The organism is Herminiimonas fonticola, from assembly GCF_040395855.1.
Lineage (GTDB): Bacteria > Pseudomonadota > Gammaproteobacteria > Burkholderiales > Burkholderiaceae_D > Oxalicibacterium > Oxalicibacterium fonticola_A.
In genome coordinates this window covers 1-24,018 of the sequence record NZ_JBEBPO010000032.1, presented here as the reverse complement: position 1 = coordinate 24,018, position 24,018 = coordinate 1, and the positions used below count along the sequence as shown (strand labels likewise).

The window sequence follows — 24,018 nt, the reverse complement described above, 5'->3', positions numbered from 1 at the left end:
CAAAAAGGACATTTCATTGCGGTGCGCGGCCTTATGGAGCGTTATTCCGGCTGTGTTCGCCGGCTCAATAATACGACTGCAAATACCATACTGCTACCCAACATCCCAAAATGGCCTCATCGGGTATGTAACCGCGACAAGGCCATCTTGCTGCGATTTTCCATTCATACGGAAAACCGCCTTGCTTCCATGAACTACTTTAAATCAACAATCCATCAGCCGACAATCAGCCATAAACCGGGAAGGCATCGGTCAATTTCTTGACTTCGGCTTTCACGCGTTCGATAGTCGCTGCGTCATTCGGATTATCCAGCACGTCGGCGATCAGATTACCGACCTTGGTCGCTTCTGCTTCCTTGAAGCCACGCGTCGTCATCGCAGGGCTGCCGAGACGAATGCCGGAAGCAACAAACGGTTTTTCCGGATCGTTGGGAATACCGTTCTTGTTGGTCGTGATGTGTGCAGAACCGAGCAAGGCTTCTGCATCCTTACCGGTGATTTTCTTGGCGCGCAAATCAACCAGCATCACGTGCGATTCGGTACGGTTGGAAACGATACGCAAGCCGCGTGCAATCAAGGCCTTGGCCAGGGCGTCTGCATTCTTGACGACTTGTTGCTGATACGTCTTGAACTCTGGCGCCAGCGCTTCCTTGAATGCGACTGCCTTGCCGGCGATCACATGCATCAATGGGCCGCCTTGAATACCCGGGAAGATAGCCGAGTTGATGATTTTTTCGTGTTCGGCTTTCATCAGGATGAAGCCGCCGCGTGGACCGCGCAGGGATTTGTGCGTGGTTGATGTGACGAAGTCGGCAAACGGCACCGGATTCGGGTATTCACCTGCCGCGATCAGGCCGGCGTAATGCGCCATGTCGACCATGAAGTAGGCGCCGATTTCCTTGGCGATTTTCGCGAAACGTTCAAAGTCGATACGCAGTGCATAAGCCGATGCGCCGGCAATGATCATTTTCGGTTTGTGTTCACGCGCCAGACGTTCCATCTGTTCGTAATCGATTTCTTCCTTGTCGTTCAAACCGTAGGAAACGACGTTGAACCATTTGCCCGACATATTCAATGCCATGCCGTGCGTCAGGTGACCGCCTTCTGCCAGCGACATGCCCATGATGGTGTCGCCCGGTTTGAGGACGGCGAAGAACACGCCCTGATTGGCTTGGGAGCCGGAATTCGGTTGTACGTTGGCCGCTTCTGCGCCGAACAATTTCTTGACGCGATCGATCGCCAGTTGCTCAACAATATCGACGTACTCACAGCCGCCGTAGTAACGCTTGCCAGGATAACCTTCGGCATATTTATTCGTCAGTTGCGAACCTTGTGCTTCCATCACGGCAGGCGAGGTGTAATTCTCGGATGCGATCAGCTCGATATGATCCTGCTGACGCGTATTTTCCTGCTGGATCGCCGACCACAGTTCGGTATCTGTTTTTGCGAGGGTCTGGTCTTTTGAAAACATGAATCACTCCAATCGTTCAAAAATGGGCAAGAAGCCTAATGCATGCATCACGGCACATCACGTGCAGAATCGAGTATCGAACTGCAGCAACATGCAAAACAAAGCAACAAACCCGGGATCGAATGAAGGCCGAAATAAAACGTACAGGCAGCCTCGGTCTTGCATTCCACTCGGGCTACCCAGGCGCACGGCAATAAAATCTCACGCTTCACGGTGGATAGGCCCACCTTACGACACGGTGTGATCGGTCGGATTCGCCAGTTACGTGAGACGAAATGGTGCACGAATTTTACGACAAGCACCTGTTTTGAGCAAGCAGCAGGCCATTTTACGCAGATGAAAAAATGACAAGTCCAGACCAAGCGACGATCGCAAGCTGACTGATACAATTCCGCATCCAAAGCGCAGGCGAATCAACACCGTCAAGGCAACCAAGAATTGCCCCCGCACTTCACATACACAACAACCGGACCGCACATGAAAATAGCTACCTGGAACGTCAACTCTCTCAAGGTTCGCCTGCCGCAAGTGCTGCAATGGCTGACTGATAATCCGGTCGATGTACTTTGCCTGCAGGAAACCAAAACCGTAGACGAGAAATTTCCGGTAGCGGAAATTGAAGCTGCCGGTTATCAAGTCGCATTCAGCGGGCAAAAAACCTACAACGGTGTTGCCATCCTGTCGCGCCATCCGATCACGGACGTCGTCAAAAATAATCCGCTTTACGCAGATGAACAGCAACGTCTCATCGCCGGCACGATAGAAGGCGTAAGAATTATCTGCGCCTATATCCCCAATGGACAATCGCTTGATTCCGACAAGTACATCTACAAGCTGAACTGGCTCAAGGGTCTGCATCAGTGGCTGACGCAAGAACAGCAGCAACATCCTCATCTGGCCTTGCTGGGCGACTACAACATCGCACCGGAAGATCGCGACGTGCACGATCCGGCCGCGTGGGTGGGACAGGTATTGGTATCCGAGCCGGAACGTGCCGCCTTTGTGCGACTGCAGGAAATGGGGTTTACCGATGCCTTCCGCATGTTTGAGCAGCCGGAAAAAATGTACAGCTGGTGGGATTACCGGCAAATGGGATTCCGCCTGAACCGCGGCCTGCGTATCGATCACATTCTGCTGACAGGACCGCTGGCCGCACGCTGCAGTGCCTGCATGATCGACAAGGTACCGCGCAAGTGGGAGCAGCCTTCCGACCACACGCCGGTGATTGCCACCCTGGATTAAACCTGCCACGGCAAATCGAAGTCGCCGTCCGGAATGCAAAATGCCCCGCTACGCGGGGCATTTCAGTTTACACAGTTACGCGCTGCCGTCAGGCAGCACGTGAATGCGCAAGATCAGTCTACGGTCGCGCCGCTTTCCTTCACGACTTTCGCCCATTTCACTGATTCTTCTTTCACGAATTTAGCGAAATTTTCAGGTGTGTCGCCGACATAATCCGAACCGGTGTCTGCCAGAATTTTCTGGAATGCTGGTTCTTTCATGATTTTCAGCGTTTCGGCATTGATCTTGGCAACCAATGGTTTCGGTGTGCCGGCTGGCGCGAAGAAACCGTACCAGGCGTAGGAAACCACAGCCGGCAAACCTGATTCGGTAAAGGTTGGCACGTCCGGAATCAATGGCGAACGTTTTGCGCCAGAGACTGCGATCACTTTGACCTTGCCGCTTTTAATATGCGGCATGATCGCGATCATGCTGTCGAACATGATAGGCACGTGACCACCAAGCAGATCGGAAATCGCCGGCGCCGAACCTTTGTAAGGTACGTGGGTGATATCCAGCTTGGTTACGCTTTTAAACAGTTCACCCGTCATGTGCTGTGGCGTACCTGATCCAGCCGATGCGTAGGAAAACGTTGGCTGAGTCTTGATGTAGGCGATCAACTCTTTCAAGTTGTTGGCAGGAACCGATGGATGGGCAACCAGCACCAGCGGCACGCGCAACAGATTCGTAATAGGCACCAGATCCTTGCTAGGATCGAAGGCCATTTTTTTGTACAGGCTAGGATTGATCACGATCGGTGCGCTGGAGGTGATCAGCAAGGTATTGCCGTCGGCCGGAGCACGCGCCACTGCTGCGCTACCGATGTTGCCGCCGCCGCCACCACGATTATCGATGACGAAAGGCTGACCCAAATCTTCAGTCAGGCGTTTGGCAATAGGACGGGCCGCGATATCGGATGGGCCGCCTGGAGGCCATGGCACGACGACGGTAACCGTCGAGTTAGGCCAGTTTTGTGCAAACGCACTCACTGAAAAACTGGCTGCTGCAATCGCGCAAAAGAGTACTTTGCTGACGCGAGATACTTGTCTCATGGTGCTATCCTTATAAAAAGTAATCACGCACCAACTTGTGATAAAGCTTAAACAACAAGCAACACAAGCCGATGTGCGAAGGGTAAGGCGACGGATGTTACGCCTCAGAAAAAGAAGAATACCGCATCTTGCCGGATGATACTTACCGAATACTTACCAATTACTTACACGAGCAATTTATTCGTCTGCTTCACTCGCGTAATCGCTACCCAATGGGCCGAAACTTAATTCATAACCGGCATCGCCCAGCACGTTTTGCGCCTCTTCCAGAAACCGGTTTGCTTCCTCGTTCGGCGCATAGATGAATTGGATATGTATAACCATATCCAATCCGCGCGACACGGGATAATCGATATAAATCTCACTGCTCTCGACATATTGCAAACTATTATTGATCTTTGCCTGCAGGTCGGCGAGATGATTTTCATCTTCCGTCCACGACAAAGGATCAACGATGTTCAATGTGCATATCCCGAAATCACTGTCGATAACAATGCTGTCGATGAGCTTGAGGCGTTCGTCTCTCATGATTTGAATTTACTCGTACTTAAATAAGGTAATTGCGTTGCCATTACTTTCAGCCCGCGCTCAGTGCTACGTCACAGCTTGGATCGCAGCGTCGTTGGCAATCAGCTCTTTTTAACCAGCTGCTTTTCAAAAGCGATATCGGATTTGGTCTGACGTCTCGGCGTTTGCGGACCATAGGCTTTAACGAAGGCTACGAATTCATCCAGCGGCATGCGTTCACACAGCTTCACCGGCGCAGCGCCGGAATGATCGACCAGATAAAACGATTCATCGGCATTGCGCACCATGGCGTAGCCCTCATTGCCGCTGCGTTCCTTGAGCCGCTCGACGGCGGCGGTAGCCCGGGTTGATCTCATGTCTTCACTCCTGTCGTGCTTAGCGCAGACGCGCGGTCAGCATCCAGTAATGCTCAAAATAATGGATGCGCATGTCCTTCAACAATGGCCCCAGGCGTTTGCGCAAGGTGCTGCTGGTATAGTAATTTTTAATAATTTCGTAGCGCTCACCATTCGGGAGGGTATGAATCTGATAAGTGTTACCTTCCAGATCAGTACGCGCAATGACGGTTTTTTCGGTATCGACTTGCGAGTTATCTACCAGCACCAGCAGGCCATCCTTGCCGATGATCTTGCGCAGACGCGCTATCACTTCCACCTGATCCTGACGTTTGACATGCGACCACCAGAACCCGGCGAAGCAGGCGGTGAACTCGCCTTCCACTTGCGGATCGAGTGCATCGGCGACCGCAAACCGTACAACGTCTTCCGGCAATTCCCTGGTTTTGGCCTGCTCCAGCAATGACGGATTGATATCGGTCGCCAGCACCGACGCTGCGTATTCGGCCAGCTCGTCGGTCCAGTAACCGTCGCCGCATGCCAGTTCCAGCACGTGCTGATCCGTCAATTGATCGCGCAGATTTTCCATGATGTCGTCCAGCGCATCCATGCCATCGGGATTTTCGACATCTTCTTCATCGAAATTATTGCGCTGCGCGTAATACGCAGCCATATCGGTATTAACCGGTTTGATCATGTTTCTTTTACTTCCTGATTAAATCGTTTGTTTTCATCTGTGCCTTGTTGTCACAGCTCATACATATCCTTGTCGCCGCTCAATACCTGCTCCACCAACTTGCGGTTGAGCGTAGGCGTCAACAACTCGATGAAGGTAAATACATAGCTGCGCAAATAAGCGCCCTGCTTCAGCGCCACGCGCGACACATTGGTGCCGAACAAATGACCGGCCGGGATCGCCCGCAGATTCTTGTCGCGTTCGGCATCGAAGGCCATGCCGGCAATAATGCCGATGCCCATGCCCAGCTCGACATAGGTCTTGATGACGTCGGCATCGATGGCTTCCAGCAGAATATCCGGCTTCAGATTGCGCAGATTGAATGCATGATCAATCTTGTTGCGCCCGGCAAATGCACTATCGTAGGTAATGATCGGATAACTTGCCAATTCTTCCAGCGTAACCGATTTCGATTTCAGCAGCGGATGATCGAGCGGCACCACCACCTGATGCTCCCACTGATAACAAGGCAGGGAAATCAAACCGTCCATATTGGCAATCGCCTCGGTCGCAATCGCCAGATCCGCCTGATCCATCAAGACCATTTCAGCAATCTGCTTCGGATTTCCTTGCAATAAGGACAAGCGCACTTTGGGGAATTTCTGCGTGAATGCCTGTACTACCTTGGGCAGCGAATAGCGCGCCTGCGTATGCGTGGTCGCTATCGTGAAGCTGCCGCTATCGTGCGCCGCGAACTCATTGCCTATGCGTTTGAGTCCTTCTATCTCTTGCATGATCACTTCGACCGACTTCAGCACTGCTCTTCCAGGCTCGGTCAGGCCGCGTATCCGCTTGCCATGGCGCGAAAAGATATCCACGCCCAGCTCTTCCTCCAGCTCAATGATGGCCTTGGACACACCTGGCTGCGAAGTAAACAGCGCCTTGGCCGCTTCCGTCAAATTGAAATTTTGCCGAACGGCTTCGCGCACAAAGCGAAGTTGGTGGAGATTCATGCCTTCCCCTCATGTTTTTTCGGCTGAAAAGCATTTCAGCCATTTTTCACCATTGCTTATATCAAAAACACATATAAGCAAATAATTACTAAGTCGTTTGGAATAAGGCTCAAGTTTATTACTATTTGCCCTACTTTGCGCGAGGTCTTATGTCTGTTTCTTATATCGTTTCAGGTTTTGCTGTCGGTTTGCTGGTCGGTTTGACCGGCGTCGGCGGCGGCTCCCTGATGACGCCTTTGCTGACACTGCTGTTCGGCGTCTCGCCAACAGTGGCGGTCGGTACCGACCTCGCATTTGCCTCCGCCACCAAGGTCGCGGGCACCTTTGCCCACCGTTATCGCGGCAATGTGCACTGGAATATCGTCAAATATCTGTGCCTGGGCGCCCTGCCGGCTGCAGTCTTGACCACGCTGGCGCTGAAATACTTCGGCGGCCTGGATCAGGAAATCGGCCAGATCATCCGCTATTCGATCGCCGGTTCGGTCATGTTGACCGTGATCGCGCTGATCTTCAGGACACGCATGCAGCGCTGGATGAACGCACATCCGGGCCGGCAAATTCAAGGTGGAAAACTGGTCGCAGCGACAATTGTTTCCGGTGCAATTCTCGGTACATTGGTTACAATCTCGTCTATTGGTGCCGGTGCTATCGGCGCCACCATACTGGTTTTGCTTTATCCACGCCTGACGCCGGCAGAAATTGCCGGTACCGATATCGCCTACGCAGTGCCCTTGACCGCCATCGCGGCCCTCGGCCACTGGTGGCTCGGATCGATCAATTGGGAACTGCTTGCCATGCTGCTGCTGGGCTCCGTGCCCGGTATTACGCTGGGATCGCTGGTGTCGCGAGCCATACCGGAAAAAGTGCTGCGCGTGTTGCTGGCCAGTGTGCTGACAACCGTCGCCGTGAAGTTAGTTTACTGAGGAATACAAGATGTATCGCTACGACCAATACGACCATCAAATCGTCAAGGAACGCATCGCGCAATATCGCGATCAGGTGCGCCGTCGCCTGTCGGACGAATTGGCAGAAGATGAATTCCGCATTCTGCGTCTGCAGAACGGCCTCTATATGCAGCGCCACGCCTACATGCTGCGCATCGCCGTACCGTACGGTCTGCTGTCGTCGGCGCAGATGCGCATGTTCGGCCATATCGCCCGCAAGTACGACCGCGGCTACGGTCACTTCACCACGCGCCAGAATCTGCAGTTCAACTGGATCAACCTGGAACAAACACCGGACATTCTGACCGAACTCGCTTCGGTCGAAATGCATGCAATCCAGACTTCGGGCAACTGCATCCGCAATACCACCTCGGACGAACTGGCTGGCGTTGCCGCCGACGAAATCGTCGATCCGCGGCCGTATGCAGAAATCATCCGCGAATGGAGCACCTTCCATCCGGAATTCGCCTACCTGCCGCGCAAGTTCAAGATCGGCATCAACGGCGCCGTCGAAGATCGCGTTGCAACCGCAATACATGACATCGGCCTGCACGTCATCAAGAACGAACAGGGCGAAATCGGCTTCCGCGTGCTGGTCGGTGGCGGCATGGGTCGCACCCCTATCATCGGCAGCGTCATTTGCGAATTCCTGCCGTGGCAGCACATCATGACTTATCTCGAAGCCATACTGCGCGTCTACAACCAGTACGGTCGCCGCGACAACATTTACAAGGCGCGCATCAAGATTCTGGTGAAAGCCATCGGCATCGACGAATATCGTCGCCAGGTCGAACAGGAATGGCTGGACATCAAGGACGGTCCCGGCACCCTGACTGAGGAAGAATTGAATCGCGTGGCGGCATTTTTCACGATGCCTGCGTATGCAACATTGCCGGCAACCGATGCAGAATTCGAGAAAAACAAGGCGGAAAACAAGGCTTTCAAAAACTGGCTGAACCGCAATGTCAAACAGCACAAGGTTCCCGGCTATGCAGCCGTCGTCCTGTCGTTGAAGAAAACCGGTGTGCCGCCTGGCGATGCAACGGCAGAGCAACTGGACTTCATGGCCGAGTTGGCCGACCGCTACAGCTTCGGCGAATTGCGTGTCACGCATGAGCAGAATGTAGTACTGGCTGACGTCCGGATCACCGATCTGTTCGCCGTATGGGAAGCGGCAAAATCGCACGGTCTGGCAACGCCGAATATCGGCTTGCTGACCGACATGATCTGCTGCCCTGGTGGCGATTTCTGCTCGCTGGCAAATGCCAAATCGATACCGATCGCAGAAGCGATTGCCGAACGTTTCGACAATCTGGATTTCCAGCATGACATCGGCGATATCGAGTTGAATATATCCGGTTGTATCAACGCCTGCGGCCATCATCACGTCGGCAATATCGGCATCCTCGGTGTCGATAAGGACGGTGCCGAGTGGTATCAGGTATCGATAGGCGGCGCGCAAGGCAACGAAAGCTCGATCGGCAAGATCATCGGCCCATCGTTCTCGGCATATCAAATGCCGACCGTGATCGAACGCCTGTTGCAGGTTTATGTACGCGACCGCATCGAAGATGAGCGCTTCATCGACACCGCCCGTCGCATAGGTATCGCACCGTTCAAGGAACATGTGTACGCCACTCCGATCAAGGTTGTGCAAGCTACAGGAGAAGATGCATATGCTTAACATCATCAAGGACAGAGTCGTGGTCGGTGAAGACGACTGGACATTGCTGCGCCTGAAAACAGAAATCGTGGCAGGCACGGAAGAGCAAGTGACCGAAAAACCGGAAGCCGTTGTGGTTCCCGCCGGCAAGGTCATCGTGCCGCTCGCCGTATGGCAGGTACAACGCGCGCAACTGGAATCACGCGACGATATCGGCGTCTGGCTCGCCAGCGACGAACGTCCGGAAGCATTGAAAGACGACGCTGCAAGATTTTCGATGATCGCAATTGATTTCCCGAAATTTGCAGATGGCCGCGGCTATTCGATTGCCTACAATCTGCGCATGCGTTACGACTACAAGGGCGAACTGCGTGCGGTCGGCGATGTGCTGCGCGACCAGTTGTTTTACATGCAGCGCGTCGGCTTCAACTCGTTTGCCATCCGTGCAGATCGCGACGTCCACGATGCGCTGAAAGGCTTGAGCGATTTTTCCGAAAGTTATCAACAGTCGTGGGATAAAAAAACACCTTTGTTCCGCCGCGTTGACCGTCAGGCAGTTGCATCAAAATGAACGAAACCGATTTCGCCGCGCTGGTTGCGGCCACCAAAGAAACGCTGCAACGCGTGGCGGATCAGTTTGCGCCTGCCGTGTTCGCTTCCAGCCTGGCTGCTGAAGATCAGGTGCTGACCGACATGATCCTGCGCAGCAAGCTGCCGATCACGATTTTCACACTGGAAACCGGCCGCCTGCATGCAGAGACTTTGGCCGTACTCGATCGCATCAAGGAAACCTACGGTTACGACGTCGAGTTGTATCGCCCGCAGCCGGAAGCGGTGGAAGCCTACGTCAAACAAAACGGTTTGAACGCGTTTTATGAAAGCGTGGACATGCGCAAGGAATGCTGCCGCATTCGCAAGGTCGAGCCTTTGAATCGCGCCTTGCAAGGCAAGCGTGCATGGGTAACCGGCCAGCGCCGTGCGCAATCAAGTACGCGCGCCGAACTGCATGTGCAGGAACAGGACGAGGCACACGACATGGTGAAGTTCAATCCGCTCGCGGACTGGTCGGAAGAAGACGTCTGGCATTACATCCGCAGCAACAACGTGCCGTACAACGTATTGCACGATAGAGGATTTCCATCCATCGGCTGCGAACCATGCACCCGCGCCATACAACCCGGCGAAGATGTACGCGCAGGTCGCTGGTGGTGGGAAAACCCGGAATCCAAGGAATGCGGCTTGCACGTCGTTGACGGCAAACTGATCAGAATCAAACCCGTATCTACTACAGCGTGAGAACCACAAGATGAACACAGCAGTTGACAAGCTTTTCCTCGACGCCGCCAGCAGCAAGCACCTCGATTGGCTGGAGTCCGAAGCGATCCATATCATGCGCGAAGTCGCAGCCGAGTGCAGTAATCCTGCGCTGCTGTTTTCCGGCGGCAAGGATTCCGTCGTCATGTTGCGTCTGGCGGAAAAAGCCTTCCGCCCGGGTAAATTCCCCTTCCCGCTGGTGCACATCGACACCGGCCACAACTTTGACGAAGTGATTCAGTTCCGCGACAAGCGCGTGGCCGAACTCGGCGAACGCCTGATCGTCGGCTCCGTCGAAGATTCGATCAAGCGCGGCACCGTGCGTTTGCGCAATCCACTCACCGATTCGCGCAATGCTGCACAAGCGGTGACCTTGCTGGAAACCATCGCCGAACATAAATTCGATGCCTGCATAGGCGGCGCCCGCCGTGATGAAGAAAAAGCGCGCGCCAAGGAACGCATCTTTTCCTTCCGCGACGACTTCGGCCAATGGAATCCGAAAGCACAGCGTCCGGAACTCTGGGACTTGTACAACACCCGCGTCCATCCGGGCGAAAACATGCGCGTGTTCCCGATCTCGAACTGGACCGAACTCGACGTCTGGCAATACATCGCTCGCGAAAAACTGGAATTGCCGTCGATCTATTTCGCGCACCAGCGCCAGGTCATTCCGCGCAACGGCCTGTTGGTGCCATTGACCAATCTGACGCCGGCGAAAGAAGGCGAAACGATTGAAACGCAAACCGTGCGCTTCCGCACCGTTGGCGACATTTCGTGCACCTGCCCGGTTTCATCCGATGCAGATACGGTCGACGCCATCATTGCGGAAACCGCCATTACCCAAATTACCGAACGCGGCGCTACCCGCATGGACGATCAAACGTCTGAAGCGTCGATGGAAAAACGTAAAAAAGAAGGATATTTCTGATGAACGCAGTCGTTGCAGAACAAGCTATCTCCCGCACTGGCGGCAACGCGGCCGAACGCGGCTTGCTGCGTTTCATTACCGCCGGCTCCGTCGATGACGGCAAGAGCACGCTGATCGGCCGCCTGCTGTTCGACAGCAAGGGCATCTTCGCCGACCAGCTCGATGCGATGTCGCGCGCCAAGCATAAACGCACAGTCGGCGACACCATCGATCTTTCCTTACTGACCGACGGTCTGGAAGCCGAGCGCGAACAAGGCATCACGATCGACGTCGCCTATCGCTACTTCGCCACGCCGAAACGCAAGTTCATCATTGCCGATACACCGGGCCATGAACAGTACACACGCAACATGGTGACGGGCGCTTCCACTGCGGATGCAGTCATCATTCTGATCGACGTATCCAAAGTGAAATTGGGCGACGATGGCAGCGTGGAATTGCTGATCCAGACCAAACGCCATTCGACCATTGCCCATCTGCTGCAGATCGAACACGTGATTGTTGCGGTCAACAAGATGGATCTGGTCAACTACGATCAGAAAGTCTATGACCGTATCGTTGCCGCATACTCGGAATTCGCGAAAACACTGGGCTTGAAAGATATCCACCCGATTCCACTCTCCGCACTGGCTGGCGACAATGTGGTGACGCGCGGCGACAAGCTGGGCTGGTACCAGGGCCCTACGCTGATTGAATTGCTGGAATCGCTGAGCGTCTACGACGAATCGCATGACGAACCCTTCCGTTTCCCGGTACAACTGGTGGCGCGCCACAACGGCCACGAAGCCGATGATTTCCGCGGCTACATGGGACGCATAGAAGCAGGCAAAGTACGCAAAGGCGACAAGCTGGTAATACAGCCTAGCGGCCAGACCGCCACCGTCAAGGACATACAAACCTTTGACGGCTCGATCGAACAGGCGGTAGTCGGCCAATCGGTCACGCTGCTGCTGGAAGAGCATGTAGACATTTCACGCGGCGATATGCTGTCTGCTGCAAGCCGCCCGGCTGAATTGCTGAAAACCGTGAATGCCGATCTGTGCTGGCTGTCGGAAGAACCACTGGACCTGCGTCGCAAATACTGGCTCAAGCACACCACGCGACAAGTAGGTGCGCGTGTAACGAAAATCGAATCGCTGCTCGACATCAACACGCAGGAAAAACGTCCTGCCGACGAAGTCAAACTCAATGGCATCGCCAGCGTGACGATCAATGTCCAGCAGCCATTGGCGGCCGATGCCTACGATGCCATCCGTTCGACCGGCGCCTTCATCCTGATCGATGAAGTCACGCATCAGACAGTGGCTGCCGGCATGATTCGCCTCGCATAAGATAGCTGCATGTCGCAAGAGAAAAAAGCGTACGGGAAAGTCTATCTGATCGGCGCCGGCCCCGGTGCCATCGATCTGATTACCGTACGCGGCGCGCGCATACTGGCGCAAGCCGACGTGGTGCTGCACGATGCACTGGTCACACCCGAGATGCTGACGCTGTGTCCGCAGGCTGAAAAAATATCCGTTGGCAAACGCAGCGGTCAGCGGTCCACCGCGCAGATCGCAATCAATCAGTTGCTGATTGCATGTGCAAAAAAATACAAATTGATCGTACGCCTGAAAGGTGGCGACCCGATGCTGTTCGGGCGCGCCGATGAAGAATTGCACGCGCTGGAAACGCACGGCATTGCCGTCGAAATCGTACCCGGCATCACCACTGCATTCGCTGCCGCTGCTGCCACACAGCAGCCGCTGACCAAACGCGGCATTGCGCGCAGCATTGCCTTCTTCACTTCCAGCACCGCACCGAATCAACCCGATCTATTGACGCTGCCGGATTGCGATACGCTGATTCAATACATGGGCGGTCGCGAAGCGATCATCACTGCGCAAAAACTGCTGGAACAGGGACGTTCACCAGACCTGCCAGTGGTCGTGGTGGAAAACTGCAGTCTGGAAAATCAGCGCATCATGCGCATCAGATTGCGCGAGCTGGAACAGGGATTGGGAGAATGTCAGGGGCCAGTGCTGGTGATGATAGGAGAAGCGCTGGCTGAACGCAGCACTTCAAAAAAGTAGTACATAAGTGGAACAGCAGTCGAGCTGCTGTCGCCACATTCAAACGCGCAATTACTCCAGCGTACCCAGACAATATTTCGCCATCGCCAGCAATACCTGCTCGTCCTCGCCGACCGCATCGGCGATCCGGAACGACACATCCGGATATTGCACTTTCAATTCATCTATCAACAACGGCAAATCGTGCCGAACATGACCACCCTGCCCAAGAAATACCGGCACTATCGTGATGTCGCCTATGCCATCGGCGACCAAAGTCGGCACCAGCTCCGGCAAGCGCGGCGACATCAATTCGAGAAACGCCAGCGAGACGCTCAGTTCAGGCGACTGCATCTGCACCGCCGACTGCAAACGCTGAAAGGGTTCGGCCCAGCGCGGATCGCGCGCACCATGCGCAAACAGCACCAGGGCGCGACGCGTCTGACTCATCAATGCCTCTCAACCCATAACAAGGCGCCGATTGCAGCCAGCAGGAACAACAGACTGGGCAGAATTGCCGTGGCAAACGGCGGCCAGGTATTGAGCAAGCCCAGGTGCGAGAAGAGACTGTTAATCAGCTGAAAGCTGACACCGATCATGATGCCGGTAAAAATTTTCAGACTGACACCACCGGAACGGAAATGCAGGTAAGCAAACGGCAAGGCAAGCGCCATCATCACGAATACCGCAAACGGGTACACGATTTTTTTCCATAAGGCGATTTCGTAGCGCACCGTTTCGCGATTGTTTTCCGCCAGATATTGCGTGTAATTCACCAGATCGTAGGCCGACATTTGTGACGGATCGGAGAACCCGACAGAAAGTATCTCCGGCGTCACTTCGGATATCAGCGGCTTGCTGGCAAACGTCTTGGTCGAAATCGCGGTGGTAATATCGGTCGCCACGGCCGCCCCCATTAATTCCGTTTCACCAAACTCCGCCTCCGAACCGTTCGACAGCAGCCAGATATTGTCGCCCTGGTAATCGGCCTTGGCCGCCGTAATCAAGGCTGTCAGATGGAAGTTGCGATTGAATTCGTAAATTTTCAGGTCAGTCAACTGGCCATCAGGCTGGACCGTCCGCACATTCAAAAACCGTGAACCTATGGCTTCACCATCCTTGCCGTTCGAGCGGATCACATCCTTGGTCCACAGGCCGGAACGAAACTCTTGCGACAGCGAACCACCCTGGTTCAGGGTTCTGATCCTCTCTGCCATATGCGAGGAGACAGGCACCAGAAATTCGCCGAACACAAAAGTGACGATGGCAAACACCAGGCCGATCTTGATCAGCATCATGCCGGCCATGCCGGTTGACATGCTGGATGCCCGCATGATCGTGAATTCGGAGCGCGCAGCAAATTGCGACAGCGTCCAGATGGTTCCGATCAAGGCGGCAATCGGCATCAACTCATACAAATAACCTGGCATGGACAACAGCACAAACAGCAAGGCGTGCTGGATCTTGTAGCCGCCGTGTCCTACCGCCTTCAACTCTGCAATCAGGTCGAAAAAGCCGAACAGCGCCAGAAATGCGATCAATACAAAGATCACCGAGCGGCCGATTTCAGCCGCGAAATATTTTTGCAGGATTCTCATGCTGCCACCTGCCGTGTGAAATACGCACGCTTGATCATCGCCCACACTACCAGCGGATGGTAGCGACTATTGACATTCAAACGCCAGGCAAAAAATATCACCGCCACCAACAGCGCCACCAGATGCACCGGCCACCATGCCATCATGAATGAAGCGCGACTTTGCACTACGGTTGCCTGCGCATAGCTCAACATGTTGCTGTAAAAAACAAACAGGAATAATGCAATCAGCAAATTGGCCGAACGCCCGCCGCGCGGATTGACGAAACCCAGCGGGATCGCCAGCAGCATCAGCAAGACGCCCATCAACGGCAAGGACACTCGCCACAACAGCTCGCCGTCATTGAAATTATTGCGATTGCGTAAAATTTCCTGTGTCGTCAATGCGCGTGCCGAAGTATCGCCCACCAGCGCCTTGGATTGGCTTGCCACCAGTACACCGTAACGATCGAATTCCATCAATTGAAAATCCGATTGCGTCGGCACGCCGTCGTAGCGTCGTCCCTGGTGCATAACCAGAAATTTATCGCCGGCCGGATCTATTTCTATCGTGCCTTCCTTCGCTACCACCACGCTGGTTTTACCGTTGCGCACACTGCTGACGAAAATATTCCTGACCTTGCTTGCATCGCCGGCGACGCCTTCAACGAAGAACACGCGATCGGATGACGAGGATTCCTGGAATTTTCCCGGCGAAACCCGCGCAATATCCTCGCGGTTTGCATAGCGTTCCTTGTAGATGGCGCTTTGCTGGTTCGACCACGGCGTGAGAAACAGGCTGAGCAGCGTCGTCATCACCACGATAGGCAGCGCGAACATCAGGACCGGCGGAATCCAGCGCGACAGGCTCAGGCCGGATGCAAACCACACGACCATTTCCGAATCCTGATAGCTGCGCGTGACGACCAGCAGCACCGACATGAAGCCGGCCAGGTTCAGGATGATGGGCAAATAATTCAGCGCAGAAAAACCGATCAGCGCCACCACATCGGCAGACGCGACTTTGCCGCCGGCAGCCTGCCCCAGAATACGAATCAGCATCACCGTGATCGTAATAGTAAAAAGGGTAGTGAAGACGGCGCCAGCGGTACTGAGCAAGTCGCGTCGGAGCGCGCGCTGAAAAATCATTGGAAGGCTATAATCGTGGATCGACAAGGAGAGTAACGCATGGACTTTAGCATAAAACCATTGGACGCAAAAAGCACTATCGCCGGTATCAAGACGGGCTGTATCGCCGTCGCCGTATTTGAAAATAAAAAGCTGTCCGCCGCCGCGCAGGCATTGAACCAAAAGGGCGATATCAGTGCCGCGTTAAAGTCCGGTGACATTTCCGGCAAAGCCGGTTCTACACTGCTATTGCGCGGCGTCAGCGGCGTCGCTGCCGAACGTGTGCTGCTGGTCGGTCTGGGCAAAGACGACACCGTGAGCGAAAAGGATTTTTCATCCGCAGTGCAGGCAGTGGCACGTACCTTTGCCTCGCTGGGTGCGAGTGAAGCCGTCATTGCCTTGCCGCTGGACGCAGTTGCTGCACGCGACGCGGCATGGGGCATACGCTGCACCATACTCAACACACGCGATGCCGCCTACCACTTCGACAGCCTGAAAAGCAAAAAAGAACCCGCTGCTACCGGCGTGAAAAAAATCGCCTTTGCAGTCAGCACCGCTGCGGCCGCTATCGCCAGGGATGCAGTTGCACAAGCCGTTGCACAAGCCAACGGCATAGACCTCACCAAGGACCTGGGCAATCTTCCAGCCAATGTCTGCACGCCGACCTATCTGGCCAATACAGCCAAAAAAATGGCCAAGGAATTCAAGCTGCAGGTTGAAGTGCTGGATCGCAAGCAATTGCAGGCGCTGAAAATGGGCAGCTTCCTGTCCGTCACCAACGGCAGCGTCGAGCCGCCGAAATTCATCGTACTCAAACACCTGGGCGGCAAAGCCAAGGATGCACCTGTCGTGCTGGTCGGCAAAGGCATCACCTTCGACTCGGGCGGTATCTCGCTCAAACCCGGCGCAGCCATGGATGAAATGAAGTACGACATGGGCGGTGCCGCCTCCGTGCTCGGCACCATGCGTGCGATCGCCGAGCTGAAATTGAAACTCAACGTCATCGTCGTTATCCCGACCTGCGAAAACATGCCGTCCGGCAGCGCCACCAAGCCCGGCGATATCGTTACCTCGATGTCCGGCCAGACGATTGAAGTCCTGAATACCGACGCCGAAGGCCGGCTGGTGCTGTGCGATGCACTGACCTATGTCGAGCGCTTCAAACCGGCTGCCGTAGTGGACGTCGCAACACTGACCGGTGCCTGCATCACGGCGCTCGGCCATCACAATTCCGGCTTGTTTACCCGCAGCGACGACGCACACGATGCGCTGGCCAACGAACTGCTTGCCGCCGGCAAGGCCTCCGGCGACACCGCATGGCGCATGCCCATCGAGGACAGCTATCAGGAACAGTTGAAATCGAATTTTGCCGACATGGCGAACATCGGCGGCCCGGCCGGCGGAGCAGTTACTGCAGCCTGCTTCCTCGAACGCTACACGAAGAAATACACGTGGGCACATCTGGATATCGCCGGCACCGCATGGAAAAGCGGCGCAGCCAAAGGTTCGACCGGACGTCCTGTACCTTTGCTGACCAGCTTCCTGATCCAGCGCGCGCAGGCAGCCAGGTAATCAGATGATTATGTGCGTGAGCGAAAAAGCATTTCGCCACGCACATTTTTAATCAGCAGTATTTTTTATACGAGCACCCTCTTCTGCCTCGTTTTCGTTTTAAAGGAAATCCCATGATCGTTTTGATCACAGGCGCAAGCTCAGGCTTCGGTGCTGAAATGGCACGAAAATTTGCACAACAAGGTCACAAAGTCATTGCCACCGGACGTCGCAAAGACCGTCTGGACGATCTCGCTGCAGAACTGGGCGCAGCCGTTTTGACCGTCGCGATGGACGTGACCGACAAGAATTCCATCAGCGCCGCCTTGGATTCCCTTCCTGCTGAATGGCGGGAAATCGACGTGCTGATCAACAATGCCGGCCTCGCCCTTGGAATCGCAACGGCACCAACCGCGTCACTGGAACAGTGGGAAACCATGATAGAGACCAATTGCAAAGGCCTGGTCACAGTTACACGTCTGGTCTTGCCGGACATGCTCAAGCGCAATCGCGGCACCATCATCAACATCGGCTCCAGCGCCGGCGCGTATGCCTATCCCGGCGCCAATGTATATGGCGCAACCAAGGCTTTCGTCGCGCAATTCACACTGAATCTGCGTGCCGACCTGGCTGGCACCGGCGTGCGCGCAACCAATCTGGCGCCCGGTCTGGCTGGCGGCACGGAGTTTTCCAATGTACGCCTGAGCGACGATGCCGCCGCGGCCAAAGTATATGAAGGCACCACGCCCCTGAGCCCGGGCGATATTGCAGACACCGCATACTGGATCGCGACCCTGCCGCCGCATGTGAATATCAACCACATTGAAATCATGCCGACTTGCCAGGGTTTCGGCCCCTTGCTCATTAAACGCAATCTCCCGTCGTGACAGGATAAGCGTGCACGGCGTGGCAGGTAACAGGCTTGTCACGCCAAATCGATATCATCGATAATGTCGCAGCCGCAGAAAAATCATGGCAACACCGCCCCGGCGTTGCCGACTCAAGGTCAACCGATGCTGTCAAATTTTACGTGGACCATCCGCGTCTACTATGAAGATACCGATGCCGGCGGCGTCGTGTTCTATGCGAACTATCTGAAGTTTTTTGAGCGGGCACGCACCGAATGGCTGCGCAGCGCCGGCATCAACCAGCAAATCATGACGGAAACCCACGGTGTCATGTTCGTCGTCAAAAGTACCGCCGTCGATTACCACGCCCCGGCGAAACTGGATAATGAACTGAAATTGACCGTTGTAGTCGAAAAGATGGGCCGCGCTTCGGTACAATTCGTGCAGCAAGCCTGGCGCATCAACGGCGAACAGCAGGAATTGCTGGCTACCGGGCGCATCAAGGTCGGCTGCGTGGATACTGTGCGCTTCAGGCCCAGTGAAATTCCGCAGGAAGTCATGCTCGCTATTCAACAATTAGAGTCATCGTGATGTCCGCTTGCAGCAGAACGCCAGGGAAATTGTTTCCGGCAAGCTGCTCATGAAGCACATATATATGAAGTACATGCAGAACCAAATCGTACAGCCCTCCGCCAGTTGCGCATACAATTGACCAAATTCGACTACACCACACTTCCATGACCGTCACCCAAGATCTTTCCTTCGTCCACCTCATCACCAACGCTTCAGTCCTTGTGCAGCTCGTCATGGCGCTGCTGGTTGCCGTATCCGTCATGAGCTGGACTTACATCTTCCGCAAGATGTTTGCCATCAAGAATGCACGCTTGCAAACCGAAGAATTTGAACGCGCCTTCTGGTCGGGCGGCGATTTGAATGCGCTCTATCAGGACGCCACCTCCAATCGCCGCAAAAGCAGCGGTTCGACCGGCGCGCTGGAGCGCATCTTTGAAGCAGGCATGAGCGAATTCAACAAATCCCGCGCATCCAATGATCAGGCCAGCGTACGTCTGGACGGCGCACGCCGCGCCATGCGCGCAGCCTATCAGCGTGAAATGGATGGCCTGGAATCGCACCTCGCCTTCCTCGCCTCGGTCGGCTCGGTCTCGCCTTACGTCGGCTTGTTCGGCACCGTATGGGGCATCATGAATTCCTTCCGCGGCCTGGCGAACGTCCAGCAGGCCACGCTGGCAGCCGTTGCACCAGGGATTGCAGAAGCCCTGATCGCTACCGCCATCGGCCTGTTCGCGGCAATTCCGGCCGTGGTTGCCTACAACCGCTATTCGCACGATATCGACAGACTGGCGATGCGCTTTGAAAGCTTCGTGGAAGAATTCTCGAATATTCTGCAACGCCAGACGCGCTAAGGACTGCAGCAATGTCATTCACTTCCGGAAGCATGCGCGGCGGACGCAACAGAAAATTCAAATCCGAAATCAACGTCGTTCCTTATATCGACGTGATGATGGTGCTGCTCGTGATCTTCATGGTGACGGCGCCTATGGTCAATCCCAACGAAATCCAGTTACCAAACGCTGCCAAATCCACACAGCCACCGACCGAATACATCAGCATTGAATTGAAGGCTGATGCATCGGCAACCGTCTCGGTGCGAGGTAAAAAAGGCGCAACAGCAGCTAGCGAAACGATAGGGCGCGGCGAACTCGGGCAGAAATTAAAGGCACTATATGCCGACAATCCCGACATCGCCGTCATGATTGCTGCAGACAAGAACATTAAATACGACGAGGTGATACAAGCCATCTCGGAAGCCAAAAAACTTGGCATCAGCCGCGTAGGGCTAGCGACCAAGTGAACACTGCTTTATGACTGAACATTCACCGTATATCGTCCCGAAAGAACCAGGTCGCTGGCGTGCCATCACGCTGGCGGCAGCCGTGCACGTCGCGCTACTGGTATTTTTCTGGATAGGCATAGACTGGCAAAGCGAAACACCGGTCGCGGTGAAAGCAGAAATCTGGGATCTGCAAGCGAAGGAAGCCGCACCGCTGCCACCGGAACCCGAACCCACTCCTCAGCCAAAACCGGAACCCAAGCCTGTCGTCAAGGAAGAGCCGAAGGCAGAACCTATTGCACCACCGCCTCCCAAAGTCGATATCGCGCTGGAAAAAGAAAAGAAGCGCAAAGAGCAGGAACGCAAAGACCAACTGGCCGAAGAAGCAAAAGAGAAAAAGCTGAAGCAAAAGGCCGAGCAAGAAAAACAGGAAAAACTCGACAAACAGATAGCCGACAAGAAAGCCGAACAGCAGAAAAAAGCGGAAGCAGATAAAAAACGCCTGCAGGATCAACGCGATGCCGAAATGCGCGACAAGATACGCGCTGAAGAAATGCGTCGCCTGACCGGCGCAGTCGGTAGCGGCGGCACCGGCCAGGCAGCCAAATCGCAAGGCAGCGGCCGCGCAGACGGTGCATATGCCGATAAAATCCGGGCAAAAATCCGCTCAAACACGGTATTTAACGTGCCGCCTGAATTAAGCGGGAATCCTCAGGTCGAATACGATGTCGAACTGCTGCCCGACGGCTCGCTACGCGGATTACGTCTGCGCAAATCGTCCGGCTTGCCCGGTTTCGATGAAGCCGTTAAACGCGCGATCGAACGCTCGCAACCATTTCCTCCCGATCAGTCCGGCAGCGTCCCTGGCCGCTTGACCGTCGTTCACAAACCGAAAGATCAGTGACCCATGACCAAGACTTCTTTTTTACGCTCATTCGCGATCCTTGCCTTGTTCGTTACCAGTCTCGCTCACGCGCAATTGCGGGTGGAAATCGCAGGCGTAGGCGCCAACCAGATTCCGATTGCAATTGCCGCCTTTGGTGATGAATCCCTCTCTCCGCATCAGGTCAGCGCCATCATCAAGGCCGATCTGTTGCGTAGCGGTTATTTCAAGGTCATCGATACCGGCACCGTGTTGACAGAAAATTCACAAGTCAATCTTGCCGACTGGAAATCGCGTGGCGCCGATGCACTGGTAGTCGGCAGCGTACAGCGCCTGCCGGACGGCCGCCTGGATGTGAAATACCGCTTGTTCGATACCCTCAAGCAGGCACAATTATCGTCGCTGGCACTGGCCAACCAGCCGCAGTTCATTCGCGTTTCCGCGCACAAGATTGCTGACGATATCTTTGAAAAACTGACCGGCATACGCGGCGCATTTGCTACCCGCATCGCCTACGTGACCAAGGCCGGCAAGGAATTCCGTCTGGAGATTGCCGATTCCGATGGCGAAGGCACGCAGGTCGCCTTGCGTTCCAACGAACCGATCATTTCGCCGGCATGGTCGCCGGACGGCACCAAGGTCGCTTACGTCTCCTTTGAGAATAAAAAACCGGTCGTCTACATTCAGGATCTGGTCAGCAGAAAACGTACGGTGGCAGCCAACTTCAAGGGCAGCAATTCCGCTCCATCCTGGTCACCTGATGGCAGCCGGCTGGCAGTAGCACTGTCGCGCGACGGCTTGACTCAGGTCTACGTTGTCAATGCGGACGGTAGCAGCCCGCGCCGCCTGAGCAATTCCAACGGCATCGATACCGAACCGCAGTTCTCGGCCGACGGCCAAAGCATCTACTTCACCAGCGACCGCAGCGGCGGACCGCAAATCTACAAAATGAGCTCCACTGGCGGCGAAGCACGCCGCGTAACCTTCTCCGGCAGCTACAACATCAGCCCGCGCATCTCGCCAGACGGTAAATTTTTGGCCTATATTTCGCGCCGCGAAGGAAAATTTCAATTATTTATACTGGATTTGACGAACGGTCAGGAACAACGCCTGTCCGATACCGTCAAAGACGAATCGCCCAGTTTTTCGCCTAACGGCAAATATCTGATGTACGCAACCGAATCCGGTCGCCGCGGCACACTGGCGGTTGTTTCGGTGGATGGCCAGGTTAAACAGCGCCTGACCACTCAGGCTGGCGACATACGTGAGCCCACATGGGGCCCGTTTATGAAATAATGCAGGTCAATTGATTTAATTAACATTCGAACGCTTATCACCTAGGGGAATAAAATGCGCACCATTACATCAGTTTTTATCTTGTCGACCGCCATGCTGCTGGCAGCATGCTCGTCCACCAAACTGGACGACAAGGCACCGATCGAAGACCGCACAGGCTCGTCAGTAGATCCGCGCTCCGTCGGCACCGTCAACGCATCGAGCGATCCATTGAACGATCCACAAGGTGTATTGGCCAAGCGCAGCGTGTACTTCGACTACGACAGCTACGTCGTCAAACCTGAATACCAGCAAGTCGTGGCAAATCACGCCAAATACCTGCAAAGCAACAAGACTCGTAAAATCATCATCCAGGGTAATACCGATGAACGCGGCGGCGCAGAATACAACCTGGCTCTCGGTCAGAAGCGTGCAGAAGCAGTGCGTAAATCCATGTCCCTGTTAGGCGTTCCCGAGTCGCAAATGGAAGCCGTATCGCTAGGCAAGGAAAAACCAAAAGCATTGGGTAGCGACGAAGCAGCATGGGCAGAAAACCGCCGTGCAGATATCGTTTATTAATCTGAATGCCAATGATTAAAAAAACCCTGATTGCGGCCTTGATGGCCGCATTTTCTTGTGCGTCGCTGTCAGCGCATGCCGCGCTGTTCGGCGACGATGAAGCGCGCCGCGCCATTCTCGATGTACGCACCAAAGTCGATGCGCTACAACAAAGCAAGGCCGAATCCACTGCCGTACTCGAACTGGCAAATCAGAACGAGCAGTTGAAGCAGGAGATCGCACGTCTGCGCGGCCAGATCGAAGTCTTGTCGAATGAAGTCGCCAACGCGCAGCAGAGACAGAAAGATTTCTACGTCGATCTGGACAATCGTCTGCGCAAGCTGGAACCGCAAATCGTCGCCGTCGATGGCCAGGAAGCTTCGGTGGAATTGTCGGAGCAACGCATGTACGACAATGCGCTCGCTCTGTTCAAGGCTGGCGATTATAAAAAATCCGGCACAGCCTTCACCGATTTCATCCAGCGTTATCCACAATCCGCCTATGCCCCTTCCGCGCAATACTGGATCGGCAATGCTTACTACGCGCAACGCGATTATAAAAATGCGATCGCGGCACAACAGGCACTGCTGAAAAAGTATCCAGCCAATCCCAAGGCTGCAGACGCCATGCTGAATATCGCCAGCTCGTACACGGAATTGAAAGATCGTACGGCTGCGAAAAAAGCGCTGGAGTCGCTGGTCGCCCAGTATCCAAATACGCCGGCAGCACAGACTGCCAAAGAACGCCTGGCCAATTTTAAATAACGCAATGCTGCGCGAAGCAGGAAACAAATCGCAAAGCTGACATTTTTTTAATATTGATCATCTAATCGCTCGCTGGCCGGGCGATTTTTTTGTCTCGCAAGGCCGCGCGGCCAGACAATATCATCCGCCTTGCCAGTACACACGTCTGCTGAAACAGCAATCAGAACGGGACAAATAAACTAATGAATAAAAAGTGGAGATGTGATTGACACAGGCTATAAGTGTTCTCTATAATAGCTGTCTTTCGGGTCGTTAGCTCAGCTGGTAGAGCAGCGGACTTTTAATCCGTTGGTCGCAGGTTCGAATCCCGCACGGCCTACCACGAAT

The 24,018-nt window shown here is 54.6% G+C and carries 26 protein-coding genes, 1 tRNA gene and 1 riboswitch; of the genes, 18 read left to right on the top strand and 9 right to left on the bottom strand.

Going from position 1 to position 24,018, the window contains the following annotated elements:
- Window positions 1-226: 226 nt before the first annotated feature.
- Entirely contained in the window at window positions 227-1,471 is a 1,245-nt protein-coding gene (gene glyA, locus ABWP27_RS06325) for a serine hydroxymethyltransferase (RefSeq protein ID WP_353154910.1), read from the bottom strand.
- Between the two features lie 170 nt (window positions 1,472-1,641).
- Window positions 1,642-1,746, bottom strand: a riboswitch (ZMP/ZTP riboswitch).
- A gap of 202 nt (window positions 1,747-1,948) precedes the next feature.
- On the opposite strand from glyA, the gene xth reads away from it, so the two are divergent.
- Entirely contained in the window at window positions 1,949-2,713 is a 765-nt protein-coding gene (gene xth / locus ABWP27_RS06320) for an exodeoxyribonuclease III (protein ID WP_353154907.1), read from the top strand.
- Window positions 2,714-2,826: 113 nt separating this feature from the next.
- Here xth and ABWP27_RS06315 read toward each other — a convergent pair whose 3' ends face one another.
- From ABWP27_RS06315 to ABWP27_RS06295, 5 genes are all read right to left on the bottom strand, one after another.
- Window positions 2,827-3,804, bottom strand: coding sequence for a Bug family tripartite tricarboxylate transporter substrate binding protein (locus ABWP27_RS06315; RefSeq protein WP_353154904.1), 978 nt, complete (start codon window positions 3,802-3,804; stop codon window positions 2,827-2,829).
- 177 nt (window positions 3,805-3,981) lie between these two features.
- Entirely contained in the window at window positions 3,982-4,332 is a 351-nt protein-coding gene (locus ABWP27_RS06310; RefSeq protein ID WP_353154901.1) for a DUF6572 domain-containing protein, read from the bottom strand.
- Window positions 4,333-4,433: 101 nt separating this feature from the next.
- The gene (locus tag ABWP27_RS06305; RefSeq protein ID WP_353154898.1) at window positions 4,434-4,688 is read right to left on the bottom strand and encodes a hypothetical protein; all 255 of its coding nucleotides are present in this window, start codon (window positions 4,686-4,688) and stop codon (window positions 4,434-4,436) included.
- Window positions 4,689-4,707: 19 nt separating this feature from the next.
- Window positions 4,708-5,364, bottom strand: coding sequence for a class I SAM-dependent methyltransferase (locus ABWP27_RS06300; protein WP_353154895.1), 657 nt, complete (start codon window positions 5,362-5,364; stop codon window positions 4,708-4,710).
- Window positions 5,365-5,414: 50 nt separating this feature from the next.
- Window positions 5,415-6,356 carry a CysB family HTH-type transcriptional regulator gene (locus ABWP27_RS06295; protein ID WP_353154892.1) on the bottom strand — a complete coding sequence of 314 codons (942 nt, stop codon included), beginning with the start codon at window positions 6,354-6,356 and terminating at the stop codon, window positions 5,415-5,417.
- Between the two features lie 149 nt (window positions 6,357-6,505).
- On the opposite strand from ABWP27_RS06295, the gene ABWP27_RS06290 reads away from it, so the two are divergent.
- The 7 genes from ABWP27_RS06290 to cobA are packed head-to-tail and all read left to right on the top strand — an operon-like array spanning window position 6,506 to window position 13,277.
- Window positions 6,506-7,279: a sulfite exporter TauE/SafE family protein gene (locus ABWP27_RS06290; RefSeq protein ID WP_353154889.1), complete on the top strand. Its 774-nt coding sequence runs from the start codon at window positions 6,506-6,508 to the stop codon at window positions 7,277-7,279.
- A 10-nt stretch (window positions 7,280-7,289) separates the two neighbouring features.
- Window positions 7,290-8,984 (top strand): nitrite/sulfite reductase, encoded by a 1,695-nt coding sequence (locus tag ABWP27_RS06285; RefSeq protein WP_353154887.1) that lies wholly within the window; start codon window positions 7,290-7,292, stop codon window positions 8,982-8,984.
- A complete protein-coding gene (locus tag ABWP27_RS06280) occupies window positions 8,977-9,534 on the top strand; it encodes a DUF934 domain-containing protein (RefSeq protein ID WP_353154884.1) in 558 nt (185 codons plus the stop codon). Before ABWP27_RS06285 ends, ABWP27_RS06280 begins: the two co-directional genes overlap by 8 nt.
- Entirely contained in the window at window positions 9,531-10,259 is a 729-nt protein-coding gene (locus tag ABWP27_RS06275) for a phosphoadenylyl-sulfate reductase (RefSeq protein WP_353154881.1), read from the top strand. Before ABWP27_RS06280 ends, ABWP27_RS06275 begins: the two co-directional genes overlap by 4 nt.
- 10 nt (window positions 10,260-10,269) lie before the next feature.
- Entirely contained in the window at window positions 10,270-11,205 is a 936-nt protein-coding gene (gene cysD / locus ABWP27_RS06270) for a sulfate adenylyltransferase subunit CysD (protein ID WP_353154878.1), read from the top strand.
- Window positions 11,205-12,536 carry a sulfate adenylyltransferase subunit 1 gene (locus ABWP27_RS06265; RefSeq protein ID WP_353154876.1) on the top strand — a complete coding sequence of 444 codons (1,332 nt, stop codon included), beginning with the start codon at window positions 11,205-11,207 and terminating at the stop codon, window positions 12,534-12,536. The genes cysD and ABWP27_RS06265 overlap by 1 nt, the downstream gene beginning before the upstream one ends.
- 9 nt (window positions 12,537-12,545) lie before the next feature.
- Entirely contained in the window at window positions 12,546-13,277 is a 732-nt protein-coding gene (cobA, locus tag ABWP27_RS06260) for a uroporphyrinogen-III C-methyltransferase (RefSeq protein WP_353154873.1), read from the top strand.
- Window positions 13,278-13,328: 51 nt separating this feature from the next.
- Here the strand turns inward: cobA and ABWP27_RS06255 are convergent, their stop codons facing one another.
- Genes ABWP27_RS06255 through lptF form a run of 3 tightly spaced genes read right to left on the bottom strand, consistent with a single transcriptional unit; the run spans window position 13,329 to window position 15,981 of the window.
- Window positions 13,329-13,706: a sirohydrochlorin chelatase gene (locus ABWP27_RS06255; protein ID WP_353154870.1), complete on the bottom strand. Its 378-nt coding sequence runs from the start codon at window positions 13,704-13,706 to the stop codon at window positions 13,329-13,331.
- The gene (lptG, locus tag ABWP27_RS06250; protein ID WP_353154867.1) at window positions 13,706-14,854 is read right to left on the bottom strand and encodes an LPS export ABC transporter permease LptG; all 1,149 of its coding nucleotides are present in this window, start codon (window positions 14,852-14,854) and stop codon (window positions 13,706-13,708) included. Before lptG ends, ABWP27_RS06255 begins: the two co-directional genes overlap by 1 nt.
- Window positions 14,851-15,981, bottom strand: coding sequence for an LPS export ABC transporter permease LptF (lptF, locus tag ABWP27_RS06245; protein ID WP_353154864.1), 1,131 nt, complete (start codon window positions 15,979-15,981; stop codon window positions 14,851-14,853). Before lptF ends, lptG begins: the two co-directional genes overlap by 4 nt.
- A 39-nt stretch (window positions 15,982-16,020) precedes the next feature.
- Between lptF and ABWP27_RS06240 the strand changes: the two genes are divergently transcribed.
- The 10 genes from ABWP27_RS06240 (at window position 16,021) to ABWP27_RS06195 (ending at window position 24,013) form a co-directional block, all read left to right on the top strand.
- A complete protein-coding gene (locus ABWP27_RS06240; RefSeq protein ID WP_353154861.1) occupies window positions 16,021-17,532 on the top strand; it encodes a leucyl aminopeptidase in 1,512 nt (503 codons plus the stop codon).
- A 113-nt stretch (window positions 17,533-17,645) separates the two neighbouring features.
- The gene (locus ABWP27_RS06235) at window positions 17,646-18,398 is read left to right on the top strand and encodes an SDR family NAD(P)-dependent oxidoreductase (RefSeq protein WP_353154858.1); all 753 of its coding nucleotides are present in this window, start codon (window positions 17,646-17,648) and stop codon (window positions 18,396-18,398) included.
- A 126-nt stretch (window positions 18,399-18,524) separates the two neighbouring features.
- Window positions 18,525-18,950, top strand: coding sequence for a tol-pal system-associated acyl-CoA thioesterase (gene ybgC / locus ABWP27_RS06230; protein ID WP_353154855.1), 426 nt, complete (start codon window positions 18,525-18,527; stop codon window positions 18,948-18,950).
- Between the two features lie 146 nt (window positions 18,951-19,096).
- Entirely contained in the window at window positions 19,097-19,783 is a 687-nt protein-coding gene (gene tolQ, locus ABWP27_RS06225; RefSeq protein ID WP_353154852.1) for a protein TolQ, read from the top strand.
- 11 nt (window positions 19,784-19,794) lie between these two features.
- A complete protein-coding gene (locus ABWP27_RS06220) occupies window positions 19,795-20,232 on the top strand; it encodes an ExbD/TolR family protein (RefSeq protein WP_353154849.1) in 438 nt (145 codons plus the stop codon).
- 10 nt (window positions 20,233-20,242) lie between these two features.
- The gene (gene tolA / locus ABWP27_RS06215) at window positions 20,243-21,115 is read left to right on the top strand and encodes a cell envelope integrity protein TolA (RefSeq protein WP_353154846.1); all 873 of its coding nucleotides are present in this window, start codon (window positions 20,243-20,245) and stop codon (window positions 21,113-21,115) included.
- Window positions 21,116-21,118: 3 nt separating this feature from the next.
- A complete protein-coding gene (gene tolB, locus ABWP27_RS06210) occupies window positions 21,119-22,390 on the top strand; it encodes a Tol-Pal system beta propeller repeat protein TolB (protein WP_353154843.1) in 1,272 nt (423 codons plus the stop codon).
- 54 nt (window positions 22,391-22,444) lie between these two features.
- Window positions 22,445-22,948, top strand: coding sequence for a peptidoglycan-associated lipoprotein Pal (pal, locus tag ABWP27_RS06205; protein ID WP_353154840.1), 504 nt, complete (start codon window positions 22,445-22,447; stop codon window positions 22,946-22,948).
- Between the two features lie 5 nt (window positions 22,949-22,953).
- Window positions 22,954-23,691, top strand: coding sequence for a tol-pal system protein YbgF (gene ybgF / locus ABWP27_RS06200; RefSeq protein ID WP_353154837.1), 738 nt, complete (start codon window positions 22,954-22,956; stop codon window positions 23,689-23,691).
- 246 nt (window positions 23,692-23,937) lie between these two features.
- A tRNA-Lys gene (locus ABWP27_RS06195) sits at window positions 23,938-24,013 on the top strand.
- The last annotated feature ends 5 nt before the right edge of the window (window positions 24,014-24,018 follow it).